General features: G+C 64.1%; 22 protein-coding genes and 1 other RNA gene. 13 read left to right on the forward strand and 10 right to left on the reverse strand.

All coding sequences use genetic code 11. From position 1 onward, the window contains the following. Positions 1–4 precede the first annotated feature (4 nt). Positions 5–2,701, reverse strand: a complete 2,697-nt coding sequence (gene aceE / locus AC07S4_RS25545; RefSeq protein WP_494989278.1) for a pyruvate dehydrogenase (acetyl-transferring), homodimeric type — start codon at positions 2,699–2,701, stop codon at positions 5–7. Between the two features lie 270 nt (positions 2,702–2,971). On the opposite strand from aceE, the gene folD reads away from it, so the two are divergent. From folD to AC07S4_RS25580, 7 genes are all read left to right on the forward strand, one after another. Next, positions 2,972–3,817: a bifunctional methylenetetrahydrofolate dehydrogenase/methenyltetrahydrofolate cyclohydrolase FolD gene (folD, locus tag AC07S4_RS25550; protein ID WP_494989279.1), complete on the forward strand. Its 846-nt coding sequence runs from the start codon at positions 2,972–2,974 to the stop codon at positions 3,815–3,817. A gap of 29 nt (positions 3,818–3,846) precedes the next feature. Then, on the forward strand, positions 3,847–5,931 hold the full coding sequence (locus tag AC07S4_RS25555; RefSeq protein WP_494989280.1) for a M3 family metallopeptidase: 2,085 nt from the start codon (positions 3,847–3,849) through the stop codon (positions 5,929–5,931). A gap of 9 nt (positions 5,932–5,940) precedes the next feature. Then, positions 5,941–6,576 (forward strand): glutaredoxin family protein, encoded by a 636-nt coding sequence (locus AC07S4_RS25560; RefSeq protein WP_494989281.1) that lies wholly within the window; start codon positions 5,941–5,943, stop codon positions 6,574–6,576. 52 nt (positions 6,577–6,628) lie between these two features. After that, the gene (locus tag AC07S4_RS25565; protein WP_494989282.1) at positions 6,629–7,054 is read left to right on the forward strand and encodes a DNA polymerase III subunit chi; all 426 of its coding nucleotides are present in this window, start codon (positions 6,629–6,631) and stop codon (positions 7,052–7,054) included. Beyond that, complete coding sequence (locus AC07S4_RS25570) at positions 7,051–7,428, forward strand: DUF2486 family protein (RefSeq protein WP_494989283.1); 378 nt, start codon at positions 7,051–7,053, stop codon at positions 7,426–7,428. The genes AC07S4_RS25565 and AC07S4_RS25570 overlap by 4 nt, the downstream gene beginning before the upstream one ends. Positions 7,429–7,564: 136 nt before the next feature. Continuing rightward, the gene (locus tag AC07S4_RS25575; RefSeq protein WP_494989284.1) at positions 7,565–8,707 is read left to right on the forward strand and encodes a branched-chain amino acid ABC transporter substrate-binding protein; all 1,143 of its coding nucleotides are present in this window, start codon (positions 7,565–7,567) and stop codon (positions 8,705–8,707) included. A gap of 79 nt (positions 8,708–8,786) precedes the next feature. Then, positions 8,787–9,917 (forward strand): branched-chain amino acid ABC transporter substrate-binding protein, encoded by a 1,131-nt coding sequence (locus AC07S4_RS25580; RefSeq protein WP_494989285.1) that lies wholly within the window; start codon positions 8,787–8,789, stop codon positions 9,915–9,917. An 82-nt stretch (positions 9,918–9,999) separates the two neighbouring features. Here AC07S4_RS25580 and AC07S4_RS25585 read toward each other — a convergent pair whose 3' ends face one another. After that, the gene (locus tag AC07S4_RS25585) at positions 10,000–10,311 is read right to left on the reverse strand and encodes a c-type cytochrome (protein WP_161073384.1); all 312 of its coding nucleotides are present in this window, start codon (positions 10,309–10,311) and stop codon (positions 10,000–10,002) included. 134 nt (positions 10,312–10,445) lie between these two features. Between AC07S4_RS25585 and AC07S4_RS25590 the strand changes: the two genes are divergently transcribed. After that, complete coding sequence (locus AC07S4_RS25590) at positions 10,446–10,670, forward strand: TIGR04438 family Trp-rich protein (RefSeq protein WP_161073383.1); 225 nt, start codon at positions 10,446–10,448, stop codon at positions 10,668–10,670. Between the two features lie 46 nt (positions 10,671–10,716). On the opposite strand, the gene ilvD is transcribed toward AC07S4_RS25590, so the two are convergent. Then, positions 10,717–12,579 (reverse strand): dihydroxy-acid dehydratase, encoded by a 1,863-nt coding sequence (gene ilvD / locus AC07S4_RS25595; RefSeq protein WP_494989286.1) that lies wholly within the window; start codon positions 12,577–12,579, stop codon positions 10,717–10,719. A 120-nt stretch (positions 12,580–12,699) separates the two neighbouring features. On the opposite strand from ilvD, the gene AC07S4_RS25600 reads away from it, so the two are divergent. Together AC07S4_RS25600 and lgt are read left to right on the forward strand one after the other, a co-directional pair. After that, positions 12,700–13,602 (forward strand): LysR family transcriptional regulator, encoded by a 903-nt coding sequence (locus tag AC07S4_RS25600; RefSeq protein WP_494989287.1) that lies wholly within the window; start codon positions 12,700–12,702, stop codon positions 13,600–13,602. After that, a complete protein-coding gene (lgt, locus tag AC07S4_RS25605; protein WP_494989288.1) occupies positions 13,596–14,414 on the forward strand; it encodes a prolipoprotein diacylglyceryl transferase in 819 nt (272 codons plus the stop codon). Before AC07S4_RS25600 ends, lgt begins: the two co-directional genes overlap by 7 nt. 144 nt (positions 14,415–14,558) lie before the next feature. Here the strand turns inward: lgt and AC07S4_RS25610 are convergent, their stop codons facing one another. From AC07S4_RS25610 to AC07S4_RS25630, 5 genes are all read right to left on the reverse strand, one after another. Continuing rightward, positions 14,559–14,993: a hypothetical protein gene (locus AC07S4_RS25610; RefSeq protein WP_494989289.1), complete on the reverse strand. Its 435-nt coding sequence runs from the start codon at positions 14,991–14,993 to the stop codon at positions 14,559–14,561. A 74-nt stretch (positions 14,994–15,067) separates the two neighbouring features. Continuing rightward, a complete protein-coding gene (locus AC07S4_RS25615; RefSeq protein WP_494989290.1) occupies positions 15,068–15,526 on the reverse strand; it encodes an EVE domain-containing protein in 459 nt (152 codons plus the stop codon). A gap of 73 nt (positions 15,527–15,599) precedes the next feature. Next, positions 15,600–15,778: non-coding RNA, 6S RNA (ssrS, locus tag AC07S4_RS25620), on the reverse strand. A 46-nt stretch (positions 15,779–15,824) separates the two neighbouring features. Continuing rightward, complete coding sequence (locus AC07S4_RS25625) at positions 15,825–16,136, reverse strand: cell division protein ZapA (RefSeq protein ID WP_494989291.1); 312 nt, start codon at positions 16,134–16,136, stop codon at positions 15,825–15,827. After that, on the reverse strand, positions 16,133–16,369 hold the full coding sequence (locus AC07S4_RS25630; RefSeq protein ID WP_494989292.1) for a hypothetical protein: 237 nt from the start codon (positions 16,367–16,369) through the stop codon (positions 16,133–16,135). Before AC07S4_RS25630 ends, AC07S4_RS25625 begins: the two co-directional genes overlap by 4 nt. A gap of 82 nt (positions 16,370–16,451) precedes the next feature. On the opposite strand from AC07S4_RS25630, the gene AC07S4_RS25635 reads away from it, so the two are divergent. Next, a complete protein-coding gene (locus AC07S4_RS25635; RefSeq protein WP_494989293.1) occupies positions 16,452–16,844 on the forward strand; it encodes a hypothetical protein in 393 nt (130 codons plus the stop codon). Here AC07S4_RS25635 and AC07S4_RS25640 read toward each other — a convergent pair. Further along, positions 16,817–17,386, reverse strand: a complete 570-nt coding sequence (locus tag AC07S4_RS25640; RefSeq protein WP_494989294.1) for a hypothetical protein — start codon at positions 17,384–17,386, stop codon at positions 16,817–16,819. The two genes, AC07S4_RS25635 and AC07S4_RS25640, sit on opposite strands and share 28 nt — an antisense overlap. A gap of 11 nt (positions 17,387–17,397) precedes the next feature. Further along, positions 17,398–20,715, reverse strand: coding sequence for a hypothetical protein (locus AC07S4_RS25645; RefSeq protein WP_494989295.1), 3,318 nt, complete (start codon positions 20,713–20,715; stop codon positions 17,398–17,400). Between the two features lie 285 nt (positions 20,716–21,000). On the opposite strand from AC07S4_RS25645, the gene groES reads away from it, so the two are divergent. Together groES and groL are read left to right on the forward strand one after the other, a co-directional pair. Next, complete coding sequence (groES, locus tag AC07S4_RS25650; RefSeq protein ID WP_056393686.1) at positions 21,001–21,291, forward strand: co-chaperone GroES; 291 nt, start codon at positions 21,001–21,003, stop codon at positions 21,289–21,291. Positions 21,292–21,309: 18 nt separating this feature from the next. Next, the gene (groL, locus tag AC07S4_RS25655; protein WP_161073375.1) at positions 21,310–22,956 is read left to right on the forward strand and encodes a chaperonin GroEL; all 1,647 of its coding nucleotides are present in this window, start codon (positions 21,310–21,312) and stop codon (positions 22,954–22,956) included. The last annotated feature ends 80 nt before the right edge of the window (positions 22,957–23,036 follow it).

Raw genomic sequence — 23,036 nt, forward strand, 5'->3', positions numbered from 1 at the left:
CGGATTATTGGGTCACCGGATTTGGCTTGTCCGCGTTCAGGCCGTACTTGACAATAGCCTGCTCAACCACGGACACGTCGATCTTGCCTTCTTCCGACAGCGATTTCAGCGCAGCGACCGTGATGTAGTAGCGGTTCACTTCGAAGAACTCGCGCAGCGCGGCGCGGGTGTCCGATCGGCCGAAACCGTCGGTGCCCAGCACGCGGTAGGTGCGGTCTTTCGGGATGAAGGCGCGGATCTGTTCAGCAAACGCACGCATGTAGTCGGTGGTCGCCACGATAGGGCCCGTGGTGTCCTTCATCAGCTGCGCCACGTAAGGCACGCGCGGTTCCTTGGTCGGGTTGACCAGGTTCCAGCGTTCCGCATCCTGGCCGTCGCGCGCTACCAGGGTCAGCGACGGAGCGGACCATACGTCGGCGGCGATGTTCCAGTCGTTCTTCAGCAGTTCCTGTGCGAACAGCGATTCGCGCAGGATGGTGCCGGAACCGATCAGCTGCACGCGCTGCTTCAGCGACTTGTCGCCTTCCTGCAGCAGGTACAGGCCCTTCAGGATGCCCTCTTCCTGGCCCGGCTTGATGCCTGGGTGCGGGTAGTTCTCGTTCATGATGGTGATGTAGTAGAACACGTCTTCCTGTTCTTCCACCATGCGGCGCAGGCCGTCCTGGATGATCACGGCGACTTCGTGGCCGAAGGTCGGATCGTAAGGCATGCAGTTCGGTACAGCGGCTGCGAACAGATGGCTATGGCCGTCTTCGTGCTGCAGGCCCTCGCCGTTCAGCGTGGTGCGGCCTGCGGTGCCGCCCATCAGGAAGCCACGGGCGCGCATGTCGGCGGCGGCCCATACCAGGTCGCCGATACGCTGCATGCCGAACATCGAGTAGTACGTGTAGAACGGAATCATCACGCGGTTGTTGGTCGAGTACGAGGTCGCGGCTGCGATCCACGAGCTCATGCCGCCCGCTTCGTTGATACCCTCTTGCAGGATCTGGCCGGCCTTGTCTTCGCGGTAGTACATCACCTGGTCCTTGTCGACCGGCTCGTACAACTGGCCCTGCTGGTTGAAGATGCCAACCTGGCGGAACAGGCCCTCCATACCGAAGGTGCGCGATTCGTCGACCAGGATAGGCACGATGCGCGAACCGATGCTCGAGTCCTTCAGCAGCGTGGTCAGGATACGCACGAAGGTCTGGGTGCTCGACACCTCACGGCCTTCGGCGGTCGCGTCCAGCACGTTCTGGAATGCGGTCAGCGGCGGCACGGTCAGCTTCTCGTCCGCTTGCATGCGGCGCTGCGGCAGGTAGCCGCCCAGCGCGGCGCGGCGCTCGTGCAGGTACTTGATTTCCGGCGCGTCGTCGGCAGGCTTGTAGAACGGGATGTCGGCCAGCTTGTCGTCCGGGATAGGGATCGAGTAGCGGTCGCGCATTTCGCGCACGGCTTCGTCGGTCAGCTTCTTGGTGTTGTGCGCGGTGTTGCGCGCTTCGCCGTGCTTGCCCATGCCGAAGCCCTTGATGGTCTTCACCAGCAGCACGGTAGGCTGGCCCTTGTGTTCCTGCGCCACTTTGAAGGCGGCGTAGATCTTGTGCGGATCGTGGCCGCCGCGGGTCAGGCGCCAGATGTCGTCGTCGGTCATGTTGGCGACCATTTCCAGCAGCTTAGGATGCTTGCCGAAGAAGTTGGCGCGCACATAGGCGCCGTCCTTGGCCTTGTAGTTCTGGTATTCGCCGTCCAGCGTTTCCATCATCACTTTTTGCAGGATGCCTTCCTTGTCCTGCTTCAGCAGCGCGTCCCAGCCTGGACCCCAGATGACTTTGACCACGTTCCAGCCAGCGCCGCGGAAGTCCGCTTCCAGTTCCTGGATGATCTTGCCGTTGCCGCGCACGGGGCCGTCCAGGCGCTGCAGGTTGCAGTTGACCACGATGACCAGGTTGTCCAGGCGTTCGCGCGCAGCCATGCCGATGGCGCCCAGCGATTCCGGTTCATCCATCTCGCCGTCGCCGCAGAATGCCCAGACCTTGCGGTCGGTGGTGTCGGCGATGGAGCGGGCGTGCAGGTACTTCAGGAAGCGCGCCTGGTAGATCGCCATCAGCGGGCCCAGGCCCATTGACACGGTAGGGAACTGCCAGAAGTTCGGCATCAGTTTCGGGTGCGGATACGACGACAGACCCTTGCCGCCGACTTCGCGGCGGTAATGGGTCAGCTGTTCTTCGCTCAGGCGGCCTTCCAGGAAGGCGCGCGCGTACACGCCGGGCGAGGAGTGGCCCTGGATGTACAGCAGGTCGCCGCCGTGGCTTTCGCTAGGTGCTTTCCAGAAGTGGTTGAAGCCGATGCCCAGCATATTGGCCAGCGAGGCGAAGGAGGACAGGTGGCCGCCCAGGTCGCCGTCCACGCGGTTGGCCTTGACCACCATGGCCATGGCGTTCCAGCGCATCCACGAACGCAGCTTCTCTTCATATTCCAGGTTGCCCGGGCAGTGCTGCTCCAGGTGGGCGGGAATGGTGTTGACGTAGGCCGTGTTGGCCGAGAACGGGATATCCGAGCCGCTTTGGCGGGCCAGATCGATCAAGCGTTCCATCAGATAGTGCGCGCGGTCCGGGCCTTCTTTTTCCAGGACGGCTTGTAGCGCCTCCAGCCATTCTTTGGTTTCCTGCGCGTCAGAATCGTTGGCGGTGAGTGCCGTGACCTGGTCAAGTTGAGGTGCCATGCGTTGAGTCTCCTAGTGTGAGTGCCCGGATCGCTGTCGGACGGTGCTGCGTGATTATTTACTAAGACTTCGGATTAGTGTGAAGATTCTAACAGCGATTTCCCGATTTTTCAAATTGCGATACATCATTTCATATTATGAAAACACCCGACTTTCCGTCAACCGAACTGAGCCGCATTCGGGGTCAGACCCCGAATGCGGCTCAGTTCGCATGGCGGGGGCGGCGTAGGCTTTATAATTCTGCTTTTCCCTCCCACCTCTCCAAAAATCATGTCTGCTCAACTGATCGACGGTATCGCCCTCTCCCAAAAACTGCGCGCTGAAATTGCCGAACGCGCCGCCAAACTCACCGCCCAGGGCAAACAGCCCGGCCTGGCCGTGATCCTGGTCGGCGAAGACCCGGCTTCCCAGGTCTACGTCCGCAATAAAGTGAAGGCCTGCGGCGACGTCGGCTTCCACTCGGTGCTGGAGAAGTACGAGGCGGACCTGAGCGAAGCGGACCTGCTGGCGCGCATCGATGCGCTCAACAACGATCCGGCCATCCACGGCATCCTGGTGCAAATGCCGCTGCCCAAGCACATTAACCCGCACAAGGTGATCGAGGCCATCTCCACTTCGAAGGACGTGGACGGCTACTCGGTGCTGAGCGCCGGCGAACTGATGACCGGCCTGGAAGGCTTCCGCCCCTGCACCCCTTACGGCTGCATGAAGCTGATCGAGTCCACCGGCGTGGACCTGCGCGGCAAGCACGCGGTCGTCATCGGCCGCAGCAACACGGTCGGCAAGCCTATGGCCCTGCTGCTCTTGCAAGCCAACGCCACCGTCACCATCTGCCATAGCGCTACCCCGGACCTGGGCCTGTACACCCGCCAGGCCGACGTGGTGGTGGCCGCAGTGGGCCGCCGCAACACCCTCACCGCCGATATGGTGAAGCCGGGCGCCATCGTGATCGACGTGGGCATGAACCGCGACGACGCCGGCAAGCTGTGCGGCGACGTGGATTTTGCCGGCATCAAGGAAGTGGCTTCGCACATCACGCCGGTACCGGGCGGCGTGGGTCCGATGACCATCACGATGCTGCTGATGAACACCATCGAATCGGCCGAGCGTAAATAACCAGCCTTCACGGCCACATTGGACAGACTATGACTACTGACGCAAGCAACAATCCCCTGCTGGACTTCTCCGGCCTGCCCCGTTTCGACGCCATCACGGCCGAACACGTGACGCCGGCCATCGACCACCTGCTGGAAAAGAGCTACGCCGTGGTCGCCGCGCTGGAAGCGCCCACCGCCGAGGTCACCTGGGACAACTTCGTGGCGCCGCTGGAGGACGCTTCGGAGCTGCTGGGCCGCGCCTGGGGCGTGGTCAGCCATCTGAACAATGTGGTCGATACGCCCGAGCTGCGCGCGGCCTACAACGAAAACCAGCCGAAGATGACCGAGTTCGGCACCGCCGTGGCGCAGAACGAGGCGCTGTTCGCCAAGTACAAGGCGCTGCGCGCCAGCGCCGGCTTCGACGCGCTGGAACCGGCCCGCAAACGCATCATCGACAACGCCATCCGCGACTTCCGCATGGGCGGCGCTGAATTGCCGGCCGAACAGAAAGAGCGCTTCGCCGCCATCCAGGAAGAACACGCGGCGGTATCGACGCGCTTCTCGGAAAACGTGCTGGACGCCACCAACGACTATAAATTGACGGTCGAGGACGAGGCCGACCTGGCCGGCCTGCCGGACGACGCCAAGCAGGCCGCCAAGGCGCTGGCCGAGAAAGAAGGCAAGCCGGGCTGGATGTTCTCGCTGCACTTCCCGTCCTACTACCCCATCCTGCAATTCGCGGACAAGCGCGCGCTGCGCGAAACCGTGTACCGCGCCAACGCCACCAAGGCGTCCGCCCTGGGCGAGGTGTTCAGCAAGCGCGAGGACTGGGACAACACCGGCAACATCGTTACGCTGCTCAAGCTGCGTGACGAGGAAGCCAAGCTGCTGGGCTACAAGAATTTCGCCGAAGTCTCGCTGGTGCCCAAGATGGCCAAGGATCCCGAGCAGGTGATCGCCTTCCTGGAAGACCTGGCGCGCCGCGCGCGGCCCTACGCCGAGCAGGACTACGCCGAACTGAGCACCTTCGCCAAGGACGAGCTGGGCATAGACCAGCTGCAAGCCTGGGACATCCCCTACGCGTCCGAAAAGCTGCAGGAAGCGCGCTACGCCTTCTCGGCCCAGGAAGTGAAGCAGTACTTCCCCGAGCACAAGGTGGTGGACGGCCTGTTCCGCCTGATCTCCTCGCTGTTCTCCGTCACCATCGCCCCGGACACGGCGCCCGCCTGGCACAAGGACGTGCGCTTCTTCCGCATCGAACGCGACGGCAAGCTGCTGGGCCAGTTCTACCTGGACCTGTACGCGCGCGCCGGCAAGAGCGGCGGCGCCTGGATGGACGACGCGCGCGGCCGCCGCCTGGGCGCGAACGGCCAGCTGCAAACGCCGGTCGCCTATCTCACCTGTAACTTCACCGAACCGGCCGTTATCGACGGCAAAGTGCAGCCATCGCTGTTCACGCACGACGAAGTCATCACCCTGTTCCACGAATTCGGCCACGGCCTGCACCACATGCTGACCCAGGTGAACGAGCTGGGCGTGTCCGGCATTTCCGGCGTGGAGTGGGACGCGGTGGAGCTGCCGTCGCAATTCATGGAAAACTTCTGCTGGGAATGGGAAGTGCTGAGCCATATGACCGCGCACGCGGCCACCGGCGCCGCCCTGCCGCGCGCGCTGTACGACAAGATGCTGGCCGCCAAGAACTTCCAGTCCGGCATGCAGACGCTGCGCCAGGTCGAGTTCTCGCTGCTGGACATGCATCTGCACTACGACTTCCAGCCGGACGGCGCCAAGACCGTGCAGCAGGTGATCGACGAGGTGCGCGCCAAGTTCTCCATCGTGATCCCGCCGGCGTTCAACCGCTTCCAGAACTCCTTCGGCCACATCTTTGCGGGCGGCTACGCGGCAGGCTACTATAGCTACAAGTGGGCCGAGGTGCTGTCCGCCGACGCCTACGCGGCCTTCGAGGAAGCCCAGGCGCTGGGCGAGGACGCGGTGTCGGAAACCGGCAAGCGCTACCTGCGCGAGATCCTGTCGGTGGGCGGCTCGCGCCCCGCGCTGGAATCGTTCACGGCCTTCCGCGGCCGCGAACCCAGCATAGACGCCCTGCTGCGCCACAGCGGCATGGCGGCATAAGGAGGAGTGATGCAACTGCGGCTGGCAATGTTTTTACTTATGTGCGCAGGCACGGCCGGCGCGCAGATGTATAAATGGAAGGACGCCAAGGGCGTGACGCATTACAGCGACACGCCCCCGCCGGCGTCGGCCGCCGCGCCCGGCAAGGCGGTGCAGCTGAAGTCCTTCAGCACCGGCAGCCAGCCCGCGCTGCCGGCAGAACTGGCGGCCGCCGTGCAGAGCCGCCCGGTCACGCTGTACACCACCGCCAACTGCGCCGGCTGCGACCAGGGGCGCGCCCTGCTGCAAGCGCGCGGCATTCCCTACACCGAAAAAACCGTCAACAGCGTGGAAGACCACGCCGTGCTCAAGCGCGCCGGTAGCGCGGGCCAGCTGCCGCTGCTGCTGATAGGACGCGGCAAGCAGGTCGGCTTTGAGCAAAGCACCTGGGACACGCTGCTGTCCGACGCCGGCTATCCCACCCAGCCCATGCTGCCCGCCGGCTACAGCAACCCGGCGCCCGCCCCGGCCGCGCCGCCGCCCGGCCCCAGCGCGCAGGAGCGCGCGCTGGAGGAGTCGAAAGCTGCCGCAAAAGCGGCTGCGGAGCAAGCGGATCGCGAACGGCGTTTGCGCCCCGTCAACGCCCCGCCGGATTTCCAATTCTAAAGTCCCGCTACGGTTAAAATGCTGGACCGACACTCGCTTTGCCAGTCCAGCCATGACCCGTATCGATTTCCACACCAACGTTCCCGACAAGATAGCCTACGCCTGCCGCCTGGTGCGCAAAGCCTATGCGGCGCGCAACCGCATCGTGCTGATGGCCGAGGATATGGAGCAGTTAGCCGATCTTGACGAGGCTTTGTGGACGTTTTCCGGCGTCGACTACCTGCCGCACGTGCTCTGCGGCGACGCGCTGGCGGCCGAAACGCCCATCGTGCTGGCCTGCAGCGACGAGACCGAGCTGCCGCACACCGACCTGCTGGTGAACCTGTCCAGCCGCACGCCCGCCATCTTCCCCCGCTTCCAGCGCGTGATCGAGGTGGTGTCGTCGGAGGAAAACGACGCGGCGGCCGGACGCAAGCGCTATGTGTCGTATAAACAGCAGGAATACCAACCCACCCACTTCGTCGCCAACAAATCATGAGCCCAGCCCATCCTTTTGATGCGTCCATCCCCGTCCTGACCGAAGTGCTGGACGATGAACCCATGGTTCTCGAGCCTGCCGCCATGCCTGCGCCCGCGCCTGCTGCAACGCAGCAGGCGCCAGCTGCGCAGCCGCAGCCGAACGAATGGGAAACGCTGGAGCGCCAGCTCTGCGAACGCATCCTGGGACAGCTGCAATCGCGCGTCGATTTCGTGCTGGAGCAGCGCATCAAAGACAGCATGGAAGAAGTGCTGAGCCATGCCCTGCGCGGGCTGACGGCGGAGATCCGCGGCGGCCTGCACGACACCCTGTCCAAGATCGTCAGCCGCGCCGTGGCGCAAGAACTCACCCATCTGCAAGCGCAGAAAAAATAGTATCAATTTAGTCAAATTGCACAAAACCTCCGCTTCGCGCTTTGCGCGACGGATATTTTGTTGTACCTTCTCGTGCAGCGGAACCAGAAGTGGCGTTCATGAGACGCCGCCGTTACTAATCCATCGGAGAATGTTCATGCAGTTCAACACCAAGTTGATTCCATTTGCCATCGCAATGGCTTTTGCCGGCAGCGCAGGCGCACAGGAAATTATCAAGATCGGCCACGTCGGCCCAGTCTCCGGTCCCTCGTCCCACCTCGGCAAGGACAATGAAAACGGCGCCCGCATGGCGATCGAGGATTTGAACGCAAAGAACCCGCAGATCAACGGCAAACCGGTCAAATTCGTGCTGCAGGCCGAAGACGACGCCAGCGATCCCAAGCAAGGCACCACCGTGGCCCAGAAGCTGGTCGACTCGCACGTGAACGGCGTGGTCGGCCACCTGAACTCCGGCACCTCCATCCCCGCCTCCAAGATCTACTCGGACGCTGGCATTCCGCAGGTATCGCCGGCCACCACCCAGACCAAATACACCCAGCAAGGCTTCAAGACCACCTTCCGCATCGTCGCCAACGACGCCAAGCTGGGCGGCACGCTGGGCGCCTACGCAGTCAACAAGCTGGGCGCGAAGAAAATCGCCGTCATCGACGACCGCACCGCCTACGGCCAGGGCGTGAAGGACGAATTCGTCAAGGGCGCGAGCAAGGCCAAGCCTGGCGTGCAGATCGTCGCCAAGGAATTCACCACCGACAAGGCCACCGACTTCAACGCCATCCTGACCACCATCAAGGCCAAGAACCCGGACCTGGTGTTCTTCGGCGGCATGGACTCGGTCGGCGGCCCGCTGCTGCGCCAGATGAAAGCGCTGGGCATCAACGCCAAATACATGGGCGGCGACGGCCTGTGCACCGACGCGCTGCCGCGCCTGTCCGGCGACAACGCGCCGGAAAGCGTGGTCACCTGCGCCGAAGCGGGCGGCGTCTCGCCTGAGCTGCAGAAGAACATGGACGACTTCCGCGCCCGCTACAAGAAGAAATACAACCAGGAAGTGCAGCTGTACGCGCCTTACGTGTACGACTCGGTGATGGTCATGGCGCAGGCCATGATGGACGCCAAATCGGCCGATCCCGCCAAATACCTGCCTTACCTGGCCAACATCAAATACCAGGGCGTCACCGGCCTGATCGCCTTCGATTCCAAGGGCGACATCAAGGACGGCTCGCTGACCCTGTTCACCTACCGCAACGGCGTCAAAACCAAAACCGAAGTCATCAAATAACCCGCTTGTAAATAATCGGCGATAATTGCCCTAGGCCGTCCAGCGCTGGACGGCCTTTTTTCATTTTAAGGATAGCAATATGCAAATAAAGTACATCGCTGCGGCGCTCGCGCTGGCATTCACCGGCAGCATCTCCAGCCTGGCTGCGGCGCAGGAAGTGGTCAAGATCGGCCACGTTGCCGCCACTTCCGGCCCCTCGGCCCACCTGGGCAAGGAAGACGAGAACGGCGCCCGCATGGCGGTGGAGGATTTGAACGCTAAAGGCTTCAAGATCAACGGCAAAGCCGTCAAGTTCGTGCTGCTGGCCGAAGACGACGCGGGCGACCCGAAACAGGGCACGGCCGCCGCGCAAAAGCTGGTGGACGCCAAGATCAACGGCATTATCGGCCACCAGAACTCCGGCACCTCGATACCTGCCTCGAAGATCTACTACGACGCCGGCATCCCGCAGATCTCCGCCTCGGCCACCAGCCCGGTCTACACCCACCAGGGCTTCAACACCGCCTTCCGCATCGTCGCCAATGACAACAAGCTGGGCGGCACGCTGGGCAAATACGCGGTGGGCAAGCTGGGCGCCAAGCGCATCGCCGTGATCGACGACCGCACCGCCTACGGCCAGGGCGTGGCCACCGAGTTCATCAAGGGCTCCAAGGGCGCGCAAATCGTCGCCAAGGAATTCACCACCGACAAGGCCAGCGACTTCACCGCCATCCTGACCTCGATCCGCGCCAAAAACCCCGACCTGGTGTTCTTTGGCGGCATGGACGCGATTGCCGGCGCGCTGCTGCGCCAGATGAAGGCGCTCGGCATCAAGGCCCACTTCATGGGCGGCGACGGCGTGTGCACGGAAGCGCTGCCCAAGCTGTCGGGCGGCGCGGACGGCCTGGTCACCTGCGCCGAAGCGGGCGGCATCCTGCCGAGCCAGCGCAAAGGCCTGGACGAGTTCGCGGCCCGCTACAAAGCCAAGTACAACCTGGAAGTGCAGATCTACGCGCCCTACGCCTACGACGCCGTGATGGCCATGACGGCCGCCATGGCCGAAGCCAAGTCCGCCGATCCCGCCAAATACCTGCCGGTGCTGGCCAAGATCAAATACCAGGGCATCACCGGCCCGATCAGCTTCGACAAGTTCGGCGACATCAACAACGGCTCGCTGACCCTGTACGGCTACAAAGACGGCAAGCGCCAGCTGATCGAAGTTGTCCGCTAGAAAAAAGGGGTCAGGGTTAATTAAATAATTAACCCTGACCCCATTTTGCAGTAAAGAAAAAGGAGCCCGAGGGCTCCTTTCATCATTTCTGCGCCAGCACCCATTTCACCAGGGTCTTGGCTTCCGCCTCGCTGACCTGCGGGTTGGCTGGCATCGGGATCGCGCCCCAGACGCCGGAACCGCCCTTCATGACCTTGGCCACCAGCTTGGCTTCCGCGTCTTTTTGGCCGGCGTATTTCGCCGCCACATCCTTGTAGGCCGGGCCGACCAGCTTGTTGGCTACCGCGTGGCAAGCCATGCAGTTCTTCGCCTTGGCCAGGTCTGCGTTCGCCATTGCGGATTGCGTAGCGAAAGCCGAAACGGCCACCATACCTATCATCAGAAATCGTTTCATCGTTTTCTCCAAAGTAACTACATTCATTCTAACGCTTTTCCACAACGCTGGCATCATAGCCGGGGTTGACCGCGCCCACAATATCGCCCCCGGTATAGCGCTTTCTTTTGTAAGATGATGTAAAGGAGAATTCTATGCCGCTGATTTTATTGATACTGGCCTTGTGCGGGCTGCGCTACTTCGAAGTGTGGCGTTTTGCCGAAGTGTCCTGGTGGTGGATCGTCGGCCTGATGGTGTTCGCCTTCGTCTGGTTCGAGTTCCTGGAACCGATGCTGGGCCTGGACAAGCGCAAGGCCCACAACGTGGACGAACAGCGCCGCAAGGACCGCGTGAAGCAGAGCTTCAACAAAAAGAAATAGGGAGGATCCGAAGATCCTCCCTTTTCGCGTCAACGCGTGGGGCTGGTTAGCGCTTCAGTTGCGACAGGTCGCGCACCGCGCCGCGGTCGGCGGAGGTGGTCAGCGCCGCGTAGGCCTGCAGCGCCTGCGACACATAGCGCTCGCGGTTGACCGGCTGCCAGGCGTCCGCGCCCTTGGCTTCCATGGCCGCGCGGCGCTCCGCCAGCGTGGCGTCCGAAATGCGCAGGTTGATGGTGCGGTTCGGGATGTCGATATCGATCATGTCGCCCTCTTCCACCAGGCCGATGGCGCCGCCTTCCGCCGCTTCCGGCGAGGCGTGGCCGATCACCAGGCCGGACGAGCCGCCCGAGAAGCGGCCGTCGGTGAACAGCGCGCACGCCTTGCCCAGGCCCTTGGACTTGATGTAGGAGGTCGGATACAGCATCTCCTGCATGCCCGGGCCGCCTTTCGGGCCTTCGTAGCGGATGATGACCACGTCGCCTTCGTGCACGGTGTCGCCCAGGATGGCTTCCACCGCCGCGTCCTGGCTTTCAAACACGCGCGCCTTGCCGCTGAACTTCAGGATGCTTTCGTCCACGCCGGCCGTCTTCACGATGCAGCCCTTTTCCGCCAGGTTGCCGTACAGGACGGCCAGGCCGCCGTCCTGCGAGTAAGCGTGCGCCTTGTCGCGGATGCAGCCGGTTTCGCGGTTCAGGTCCAGCGACGCGAAGCGCTCGGACTGCGAGAACGCGGTCTGGGTCGGCACGCCGCCCGGCGCGGCGCGGAACATCTGGTGCACGGCGGGGTCGTCGCTGCGCTTGATGTCGTTGCGTTCGATGGCGTCGCCCAGCGTGGGCGCGTGGATGCTGTAGACCGAGGTATCGAGCAGGCCTGCGCGCGCCAGCTCGCCCAGGATGGAGACGATGCCGCCGGCGCGGTGCACGTCTTCGATATGGAACTTGTCCGTCATCGGCGCCACTTTGCACAGGCAGGGCACTTTGCGCGAGATGCGGTCGATGTCGGCCATGCTGAATTCGACTTCAGCTTCATGCGCGGCGGCCAGCAGGTGCAGCACGGTGTTGGTGGAGCCGCCCATGGACACGTCCAGCGCCATCGCGTTTTCAAACGCGGCCTTGGTGGCGATGTTGCGCGGCAGGACAGTCGCGTCGTCCTGCTCGTAGTAGCGCTTGGCCAGTTCCACCACCAGGCGGCCGGCTTTCAGGAACAGCTCCTTGCGGTCCGAGTGCGTGGCCAGGATGGTGCCGTTGCCAGGCAGGGACAGGCCCAGCGCCTCGGTCAGGCAGTTCATGGAGTTGGCGGTGAACATGCCGGAGCAGGAGCCGCAGGTCGGACAGGCGGAGCGCTCGATCTCGGCCACGTCGGCGTCGGAGACGGTGCTGTCGCCGGCCTTGATCATGGCGTCCACCAGGTCCAGCTTGATGATCTTCTGGTTGCCGTTGACCACCTTGACCACCTTGCCCGCCTCCATCGGGCCGCCGGACACGAACACCACGGGGATGTTCAATCGCATGGCGGCCATCAGCATGCCGGGGGTGATCTTGTCGCAGTTGGAGATGCAGACCATGGCGTCGGCGCAGTGCGCGTTGACCATGTATTCCACCGAGTCGGCGATCAGGTCGCGCGAAGGCAGCGAGTACAGCATGCCGCCGTGGCCCATGGCGATGCCGTCGTCGACCGCGATGGTGTTGAATTCCTTGGCCACGCCGCCGGACGCTTCGATCTCGCGCGCGACCAGCTGGCCCAGGTCTTTCAGGTGCACGTGGCCGGGCACGAACTGGGTGAAGGAATTGACCACGGCGATGATGGGCTTGTCGAAGTCGCCGTCTTTCATGCCGGTGGCGCGCCACAGGGCGCGGGCGCCGGCCATGTTGCGGCCGTGGGTGGTGGTGCGGGAACGGTATTGGGGCATGGCGTAACTCCTATGATGTGCTAGCAGAGTGCCTTCCCCGCACTGCCCTGTCAAATATTAGATTCCGCGCCCTGTGATACGCTATGCATATCACAGCAACGAAATACCATAGGATTCCATATGAATGTCGAATTGCGCCAGCTGCGCTACTTTGCCGCCGTGGCCGAGGAGTTGCATTTCGGCCGCGCGGCGCAGCGCCTGCACATGACGCAGCCGCCGCTGTCGCAGGCCATCCAGGCGCTGGAGGAGCTGCTGGGCGCGCCGCTGTTCGAGCGCAGCCGGCGCGGCGTGGCGCTGACGGCGGCCGGCGCGGCCCTGCTGCCGGAGGCGCGCCGCATGCTGGCGCAGGCGCAGGAACTGCCGCAGCTGGTGCAGCGCGCCGCCGGCGGCGAGGTGGGACGCCTGGCGCTGGCCTTCGTCTCGTCGGCCGACTACAGCGTGCTGCCGCCCTTCCTGCGCGCCTACGGCGCGGCCTATCCGCAGGTGCAGATCGCGCTGCAGGAAGCCACTTCGGACCTGCAGCTGGAAGACCTGCTGCACGCGCGCATCGACGCCGGCCTGCTGATCCCGCCGCTGCCCGAGCGCGCGCGCGCGGAGCTGGACTATCTGCCGGTGCTGAAGGAGCCGCTGGTGCTGGCCGCGCCGGCCGGCCTGCCCGCGCTGCACGGCAAGCGCAAGGTGGCCCTGGGCGCACTGCCCGCGCTGCCGCTGATCATCTTCCCGCGCGCGATTTCGCCGGCGCTGTACGACGCGGTGCTGGGCGTGTTCCGCGCGGCCGGCATCACGCCCGTCATCGGCCAGGAAGCGATCCAGATGCAGACCATCGTCAGCCTGGTGTCGGCTGGCATGGGCCTCGCACTTGTGCCACAATCGGTGTCGAATCTGAAGCGCCCCGGGGTAGAATACCGCGCGCTGCTAGACCCTACGCCGCTGGTGGAGACGGGCCTGGCCTGGCGCCGCGACAATCCCTCGCCGGTGCTGCAGGGCTTCCTCGAACTGTTAAGAAAGAACACGCAATGCTGATACACCCGCTGCCCGACCCCATCGCCTTCTCGCTAGGTCCGGTCAAAGTCCATTGGTACGGGCTGATGTATGTGCTGGCCTTCGCCATGTTCGTGGCGCTGGGCCGGGTGCGCATCAAGCAGCCGCACATCGCCAGGCTGGGCTGGAAGAACCAGGACCTGGACGACATGCTGTTCTACGGCATGCTGGGCGTGGTGCTGGGCGGACGGCTGGGCGAGGTGCTGTTCTACCGCTTCGACTTCTTCCTGCACAATCCGCTCGAGATTTTCGCCGTGTGGCGCGGCGGCATGTCCTTCCACGGCGGCTTCCTGGGCGTGATGCTGGCCATGTGGCTGTGGGCGCGCAAGGCCGGGCGCAATGTGCTGGACGTGTACGACTTCATCGCGCCGCTGGTGCCGCTGGGCTACGCGGCCGGGCGCATCGGCAACTTCATCAACGCCGAACTGCCGGGCCGCGTTGCCGACCCGTCGCTGCCGTGGGCCATGATCTGGCCCAACGTGGACGCGCTGCCGCGCCATCCGTCGCCGATCTACCAGGCGCTGGTGGACGGGCTGCTGGTGTTCGCCATCCTGTGGCTGTTCGCGCGCCACGCGCGGCCGCGCCTGGCTGTCGGCGCCATGTACACCTTGCTGTACGGCTGCGCGCGCTTCTTCACCGAATACTTCCGCACGCCGGACTACGAGGTGGACTTCCTCGGCTTCACCATCTCATCCGGCCAGCTGCTGTCGCTGCCGATGATAGCCGGCGCCATCCTGCTGCTGCTGTGGTCCTACAAACGCAACATCGTCCCCACCGCCCCGGCGGCGGCTTAGCGAAGAAAGAACGCCACCAGGAAAACGACGAAACCCACCACTACAGCCCCGGTGGGTATAACGATCCACATTAACGGTGGATCGAGTTCTTCCTCATACTCCTCATTTATTGGCTGATCCATATTGCCTCCCCCGCAGCCACAGTCAGCGTGGCGGCAAATAATAGTGTACTACGCTGTATAAAATAGCGGCCACGCCTGCACAAACGGCACTCGCCACCAGCAGCTTGTAGCGCTGTTGCCATGCGCGAGGCGCTGACCTCGCGTTCCGCGGGTACAGTGTCCCAAGTGTCGCCAAGAAGCCCGATACAGCAATAATCAGCACGGCAACTGTCATTACCACGGGCAGCCAGGTGTCAATCGGACTCGCACGTGAGCCGCCCACAAGGTATGCAAATACGTCATACGCGCAAGACGCCGAGAAGACCAAGCCAGGCCAGCCTAGCTGGCCGTCCTGAACCAATGTCAACAAACTCGTTCGCGCAGCAACTTCCGGCGGCAGGTCGGCGCTGCGGGCGAGCAGCATGAAGGCGGCGGGTACTGCCACCGGCAAAACGATGTTGATGAAGAACCAGCCCATGGCGCCTCCTGATCGCGATGTGCAGATCATGGCACCGCGCGGCGGCGCCGCTTTGCGGCGGCGCAAGGCTCAGCTTACTTGAGCAGGGCCTGGATGGTTTTCCATTGCGCCGGGGTGACCGGCGTGATGGACAAACGGCTGCCTTTTTGCAGCAGCACCATGTCTTCCAGCGCGGGGATGGTGCGCAGCTCGGCCAGCGATAGCAGGCGCGTCTTGCGCACCGCCTTCACGTCCACCATCTGCCAGCGCGGCTCCTCCGGCTTGGACTTCGGATCGTAGTAGTGGCTCTTGGGATCGAACTGCGTGTGGTCGGGATAGGCGCTGCTGGCCACTTCGGCGATGCCGGCGATGCCAGGCTGCGGACAGCTCGAATGATAGAATAGCACCCCGTCGCCCACCTGCATGCCGTCGCGCATGAAGTTGCGCGCCTGGTAGTTGCGCACGCCGAACCACGGCACCGTGGACTGCGGCCTGGCCAGCACGTCGTCTATGCTCATCTCGTCCGGTTCGGACTTCATCAACCAGTAAGCCATGGCGCTCCTTCAAAAGGTATAGGCGTAAAAAAGCGGCTGCGCACCGAAGTGCTAACAACCGCTCTTTTGGGAATGAAGCCCCGCCTGTGCCGCTATGCCGGCATCCCGAACCTGGTGGCTCAGGTGGTCACAGTTAGTTCAATTTCGGGTTCATCGGGCTAGCGACGCTCACTCCCATCAAACAAATTTCCGCGACCGTTGCAAACAAATGGTTCAAGGAATATATGGCATCCGCGAACACCGCAGGGTGACACGGAGTTTACTCCTGTATCGCCGCCAGGGAAAGGGCTTTCGCGACTTAAAACAGAATTTCTTGCGGCGTCAGCGCGCTGTCGAGCACCTTGTTCATGGCCGCCATTTTGTCCTGCATGTCCAGCACCGACATGTCCGACAACGGCCCTTGCGGCGAACGCGCCGACAGGAACTCGGCCGCCATGCCCAGCGCCGCCATCACGGCGATGCGGTCGTTGCCCTTGACGCGGCCGGCGTCGCGGATGGCCGTCATCTTCTTGTCGAGGAAGCTGGCCGCTTCGCGCAGCGCGCGCTCTTCGTCTTCCTTGCACGCCAGGCGGTAAGGCTGGCCCATGATGCTCACGTCCAGATGTATCATTGCACGTCCTCTTGCGCCGGCGCGGCGGCCGCTGCGTCTTCAATGGCGGGTATCTTTTCCAGCAGCGCCGACACGCGCGCGTGCGCCTCGGCCAGGCGCCGCTGGCAGGCCATATTGTCGGCCACCAGGGCCGCATTGGCCTGGCGCAGCTGGGCGTTCTCGCGCCGCAGGGCCAGGCTCATCTCGGCGAGCTGGTCGATTTTGTCGGAAAGTTCTTGGAATTCTGAAATCATCCCGCAACTATAGGATGGCAAAGGAAGGCGCGTCAACAGCTACACGCGCATGATGCACATATTTAGGAGGAGTCCTCGGGCGATGGGAAAGATGCCAGGCGTGGCGCGCCGCATATTGATGTGCCTGGCGGCATGGACGGCGGCCGATACGCGCGCCGCCGTCCAGGACGAACTGCGCCTGCAGCCGGACGGCTATGCGCTGGTGCAGGGCACCGTGCTGGAAAATATACGCGGCTGCGAACGCGACCTGCCCTGCGCGCTGCGGCTGCGCGTGCAGGGCCGGGAGGTGCGGCTGCTCTACCATCTTGGCGAAGGCGAGACGGCCTGCCCGGAGGCGCTGGTGCGGCAAGGCCTGGCGGTGCAGCCCGGCACGCCGGTGCAGGCGCGCGGACGGCACCGCCTGGCCGGCGCGCTGCACCTGGTCGACCTGTGCAGCGCGCCGGACGCCTACCTGCGCGTGCCGCCGCGCCGGTAGCGCCGCGCCAGCGCGGCCGCCGCCAGCCCCGCCCCCATCAGCAGCGGCAGCGCCGGTTCCGGCAGCTCGCCCGGCACCTGCTGCGTGACGATGGCCGAATACTCCAGCGTGGCGTTCTCGGCCAGTTCCACGAAAACGCCGCCGGCCAGCGGATCGCCGCTCCACCACTCCGCCGTCAGCAGGAAGGCGCCCGTGTTGACGAAGCCCACCGGTGCCGACGCGTCCCATATCAGGCCGTACAGGCCGTACAGGCCGTTGACGCCGTCGAAAGCCCGGCTCAGCGTGGCGCCCGGCGCCAGCACCGGCAGGTCGAACAGCGCCAGCGGCGTGGCGTTCAGGAAAGGATCGGCGCTGACGCCGGTCAGCACCAGCCATAAGGCCGCATCGGGATTGTCGATCTGATAGCCCCAGCCTATGGTGCTGCCCGCCGGACCGCCGATATTGCCGTCCAGCGGAGCGGTCGCTGCGCTCCACAAGGGCTGGGCCAGTGCGCTCTGCATGCAGAACAGCAAGGCCGCTGCAACTTTAACTATGGTATGCATGGCAATTCCTTTCAAGGCATGACCGACTGGCTGATGGCAAATTTGTAAGCGCGCCCGAAACTGTCCTGCAGGCTGCCCGTTTCCGTCACGGCAAAGCGGCTCCCCCCGGCCGGCACGTTGAAGTACAGCCGCACGGTGGTCGAGGCGCCGGGCGCCAGATCCGGCAAGGCCAGCGGCAGCGCAGGCGACAGCGCGCTGTTGTAGCTCACCGCGCCGGCGCCGGCCAGCGTGCGCGGCGCCACGCCGTCCAGCCGCAGCCGCAGCGCATCGCCCTGGCCGTTGTTGGTCAGCGCCACGTCGACGAACTGCACGCCCGGCTGGGCCGCGCCTTTCGCGGCCAGCACGCCGTCCACGCGCGGCGGACCGGCTTGCGCGCAGGCGCTGTCGACAAAGAACTTGGCGTCGCGCGCGGTCACCTGCCCGGCCGCGTCGTAGACCCGCGCGATCAGGTGGATAAAGCCGCTGCCCGGCACGCGGAACTTGAACGGCAGGCGGCTCAGCGGCACGCTGCGCCAGCTCACGCCCGCATCCAGGCTGTATTCCACCAGCGCCAGCCCCACTCCGCCGGGATCGGCGTGCGGCACGATGGTCGCTTCCACGCAGGTCGTGGGCAGGGTGTTGAGCGGCGCGACCAGCAGATCCAGCCCCGGCGCGGCGCCCGCCACGCGCACGGTGGACATGGCGCTGGAAGTGTTGCCGTCCTTGTCGGTGGCGCGCATGGTGATCATGTGCGTGCCGCTGCGCAGCGAAGTCAGGCCGAGCACGGTGCCCGTGCCCAGCGCCCCGTCCAGGCTGGACGTCCAGGTGATGGCCGCGCCTTGCAGCAAGCCGTCATCGACGTCATAGGCGCTGCCCTCCAGCTCCACCAATGCCTGCGGCGCAAAGGCCGCGCCGTCCGGCGGCTGCAGTATCGCCACATCCTGCGGCGCCTTCTTCGGCACGCTCAGCGGCGGCGAGGTCGCGCTGCCGGTGTTCACGCCGTCCGACACCACCACCTTCAGCAGCACGCTGCCGTTCCCGCCGGGCAGCGTGTCGAAGTCGGCCTGCAGGTCCAGCGCGCCCTCCACCTTGCCGATCTGCGCATAGCTGGCGCCCTGGTCCGCCGAGTAGTAGACCTTGGAAGTAAAGCTGCTGCTGTCGGGGTCCGTGACCTGCCACACGATATCCTGCAGGCCGGACAGCGTGCCGCCCAGCGGCTGCTGGATGGCCACAGCTGGCGCCTTGCCGCCCAGCGTAATCACGCCCAGCGTGGCGCCCGACGGATCGAGCAGCGCGATGGAGGCGGCCGCCGCGTTGAACGGTATCAGTTCGAAGAAGGTGGGCGGACCGGTATCGTCGCCGCCGCTGCTTTCCGTTTGCGCCTGCGCCGGCGTGAAGCGGCGCGTGAACAGCACCGCACCGCCGCTGCTGCGCACCTCGATACTGTGGCTGCCGTCGCCGCTGTCGTCCGGCCCGCGGCGCGCGTCGTCGAACAGCGCGTCGAAAACCGCCGCGCCAGCTTCTATGGTGCCGGACACGGTCCAGAACACGCCGTCCACCAGCGCGTTCGGCGTGGAACCGGGCGCGGGACCTGGAGCGGGCAAGGCCAGCGCCATCGCCTCGTCGCCGGCGCCGAAGCTGGCGCCGGCCACATTGCCGCCGCCCAGCACCGTCAACGCGCGCTTGTAGCGCAAGGGCGAAATCCAGCGCGGCACGCAGTAGCTCATGATGTCGAACGTGGTCTCCGGCGCCAGCGGCTTGAGCGCGCCGACGTCGAAGCCCACTTCCAGCCGCGCCGCGCTCTGGATGCGGTTGTCCGCGAACGGCCAGTCGGTGCCGCCGTCCACCGCCAGGTTGTAGCAGCCCGGCACGGCGCCTGCGGCCGGCGCGCCGTTGTTGGTGTGGCGCAGGCCCAGGGTGTGGCCGGTTTCGTGCGCCACCACTTCCGGCGCCGTCTCCACGCCCAGCCGGATGGCGCTGGTGCGGCCCAGCGCCGCGTGCGAGGGAATGCCGTGCGCAATGCCGCCTATGCCGCCCGGCACGGCGGGACGCACCATGCCGAAGTAGGTGCGGTGCTCGCCGCCCAGCCCGGCCAGCGTATCGAAGAAGCCGAACAAATCATTGGCGTCCTTGGCCGCCGCCACCCACCAGTTCACCACGTTGGGATAGAGCGCGGTATCGCGCCGCACCACGCTGTTGGTGACGTTCAAGGTGACGGAATTGGTGGGCGCGATCTTGCGCAGCACCGTGGTCTTGCCGGCCAGCGCATTGGCCGGCGCGCACAGCCAGGCGCCCGCCGCGTTCTTCGCGTCGCACACCGACACCGCCTTCAGCGTCAGCGCGTCCGTCTTGCGGCTCTTGAACGGCAGGTCGTGCTCCTCCAGCACCTTGCTGGTGGCGTCGAGCACCTTGATGTTGACGTCCCAGTTGCCCTCCGGCGGAATGAAGTAGAAGTTCACCGCCTTGCAGCCGTTGCGCTCGCGGCGCTGGTCCTCGGGCTGGCACTGCGGCTGCAGCGTCACCGTGCGGGTCTGGTTGACCTGGCCCGTCAGGCGTATGGTCACGGGCGTGACCGCGTCCACCTTGCGCATGTAGACCCGCAGCACGCCGGTCTTGCCCGCCACCACGGGCACCGGCGGCTCGCGGCTCGCCGCCAGGCTGGCCTTGAGCGCAGCCAGGTCCTGGTACTGCTGGATCGCCTGCGTCATTTCCACCGCCTCCACGCCTATGGTGCTGCACACCTTCAGGTTGTCGATGCCGGTCTGGTTGGTGTTGCCAGTCACGCGCACGGTCTTGATCTTGTTGCCGTCCGCCTCCACCGACAGCGGATCCCAGCGGTTGAACTGCCCGGTGGGGTCGCCCGTGCCCTGGTTGAAATTGGGCGCGCCGACCGAGGTGGCCAGCACATTGCCCGCCTCGTCCAGCGCCTGCATGGTGACGGAGACGAAGGAGGCATAGAAGAACTCGACCTTGGAGGCCTTGTTGGTCATGACGATGTCGCGCGAGCCGGGATTGCCGCCCAGCCAGAAGGCGATGGTTTGCGGCGACGGCTCCTGCGCGAAGTTGCCGGAGCCGCCCGCGTCGGCATCGATAATGCCCAGCCAGCCGGGCGAGGAGATGCCGTCGAACACGGGGATGGCCGCCAGATTGCCGACGCCCTCGAAGTCAATGACGGTGCACTGGCGCCCGTTCTCGATCACGGTGGCACGCGGCGCGGGCGGCAGCGCGGGCGCGGCGGCCAGAGGCGCGGCCAGCGCGCCGCGCGGCTGGTGCAACACAGGCTCGCTGGCCTGCGCCGGCGCGTGCAGGCCGGCGGCCAGCAGCATTCCGGCTAGATAGGACTTAAGCATGGACGGTCTCCTCGAATGGTTGAGCTACCGTCCTCAGTCTAGGCCGCATTGATTTATTTGAAAGCTTGTCTTTTGCATCATCCTATCGGCCTTGATCTGGCGCAAACAGTAGCGATACGGCCGGCGATTATTCAAATAAGTTCATACCCGCCTTGAAATAGGGCATAAGCGTCCCTATAATTGGCACTCGTTAGCCGAGAGTGCTAACAAGGATACCGAGGTTGCGCTGCAGAAATATCTGACCGCGGCCTCTCAGCACGACAACCATTGATAAAGGAGTTTTGTATGAACCTTCGCCCTTTGCACGATCGCGTCATCGTCAAACGTCTCGACCAGGAAACCAAAACCGCATCCGGCCTGATCATTCCTGACGCAGCCGCCGAAAAACCAGACCAGGGCGAAGTCCTGGCTGTGGGCAATGGCAAAGTGCTGGACGACGGCAAAGTGCGTCCGCTGGAAGTGAAAGTGGGCGACCGCGTTCTGTTCGGCAAATACTCCGGCCAAGCTGTCAAAGTCGACGGCGACGAGCTGCTGGTGATGCGCGAAGAAGACATCATGGCCGTTGTTAACAAGTAATCACAGGAGAATTCGAACATGGCAGCTAAAGACGTAGTATTCGGCGACGCAGCGCGCGCCAAGATGGTTGAAGGCGTGAACATCCTCGCCAACGCAGTCAAAGTAACCCTGGGTCCTAAGGGCCGTAACGTGGTGCTGGAGCGCTCCTTCGGCGCCCCTACCGTTACCAAGGACGGCGTATCGGTCGCCAAAGAAATCGAACTGAAAGACAAGCTGCAGAACATGGGCGCGCAAATGGTCAAGGAAGTTGCTTCCAAAACCAGCGACAACGCCGGCGACGGCACCACCACCGCGACCGTGCTGGCCCAGGCCATCGTGCGCGAAGGCATGAAGTTCGTAGCCGCCGGCATGAACCCGATGGACCTGAAGCGCGGCATCGACAAGGCAGTTGCTGCCACCGTCGAGCAGATCGCCATCCTGGCCCGTCCATGCACCACCACCAAGGAAATCGCCCAGGTTGGCGCGATCTCGGCCAACTCCGACTACTCGATCGGCGAGCGCATCGCTGAAGCGATGGAAAAAGTGGGCAAGGAAGGCGTCATCACCGTGGAAGACGGCAAGTCGCTGAACGACGAGCTGGACATCGTTGAAGGTATGCAGTTCGACCGCGGCTACCTGTCGCCATACTTCATCAACAACCAAGAGAAGCAAGTTGCCATCCTGGACAATCCATTCGTCCTGCTGTGCGACAAGAAAATCTCCAACATCCGTGACCTGCTGCCGGTACTGGAACAAGTTGCCAAAGCTGGCCGTCCGCTGCTGATCATCGCAGAAGACATCGAAGGCGAAGCGCTGGCCACCCTGGTTGTGAACAACATCCGCGGCATCCTGAAAACCTGCGCAGTGAAAGCCCCAGGCTTCGGCGACCGCCGCAAAGCCATGCTGGAAGACATCGCTGTCCTGACCGGCGGCCAGGTTGTTGCTGAAGAAATCGGCCTGACCCTGGAAAAAATCACCCTGGCGGAACTGGGCCAGGCCAAGCGTATCGAAGTCGGCAAGGAAAACACCATCGTGATCGATGGCGCCGGCGACGGTTCCAACATCGAAGCGCGCGTCAAGCAGATCCGCGTACAGATCGAAGAAGCGACCTCGGACTACGACCGTGAAAAACTGCAAGAGCGCGTAGCCAAGCTGGCTGGCGGCGTTGCCGTGATCAAAGTCGGTGCAGCCACCGAAGTTGAAATGAAAGAGAAAAAAGCCCGCGTGGAAGATGCACTGCACGCCACCCGCGCTGCGGTTGAAGAAGGCATCGTGCCAGGCGGCGGCGTAGCCCTGCTGCGCGCCCGTTCGCAACTGACCGTCAAAGGCGACAATCCTGACCAGGAAGCTGGCATCAAGATCGTTCTGCGCGCGATGGAAGAGCCACTGCGCATGATCGTGCAGAACGCCGGCGAAGAAGCATCGGTAGTCGTTGCAGCAGTGTTGGCCGGTTCGGGCAACCACGGCTACAACGCCGCCAACGGCACCTACGGCGACATGGTTGAAATGGGCGTTCTGGACCCAGCCAAAGTCACCCGTTCGGCACTGCAAAACGCAGCGTCGATCGCTGGCCTGATGCTGACCACCGACTGCATGGTTGCTGAAATCACCGAAGACAAGCCAGCCGGCGGCATGGGCGGCATGGGTGGTATGGGCGGCATGGGCGGCATGGACGGCATGATGTAATAGCCGTTCCGCGCCGAACCGCACCGGTTCATCGCTAAAAAAGCCCGCAAGGTTCGCCTTGCGGGCTTTTTTGTCATCGT

This window comes from Pseudoduganella sp. GW821-FHT05F09 (assembly GCF_059419605.1).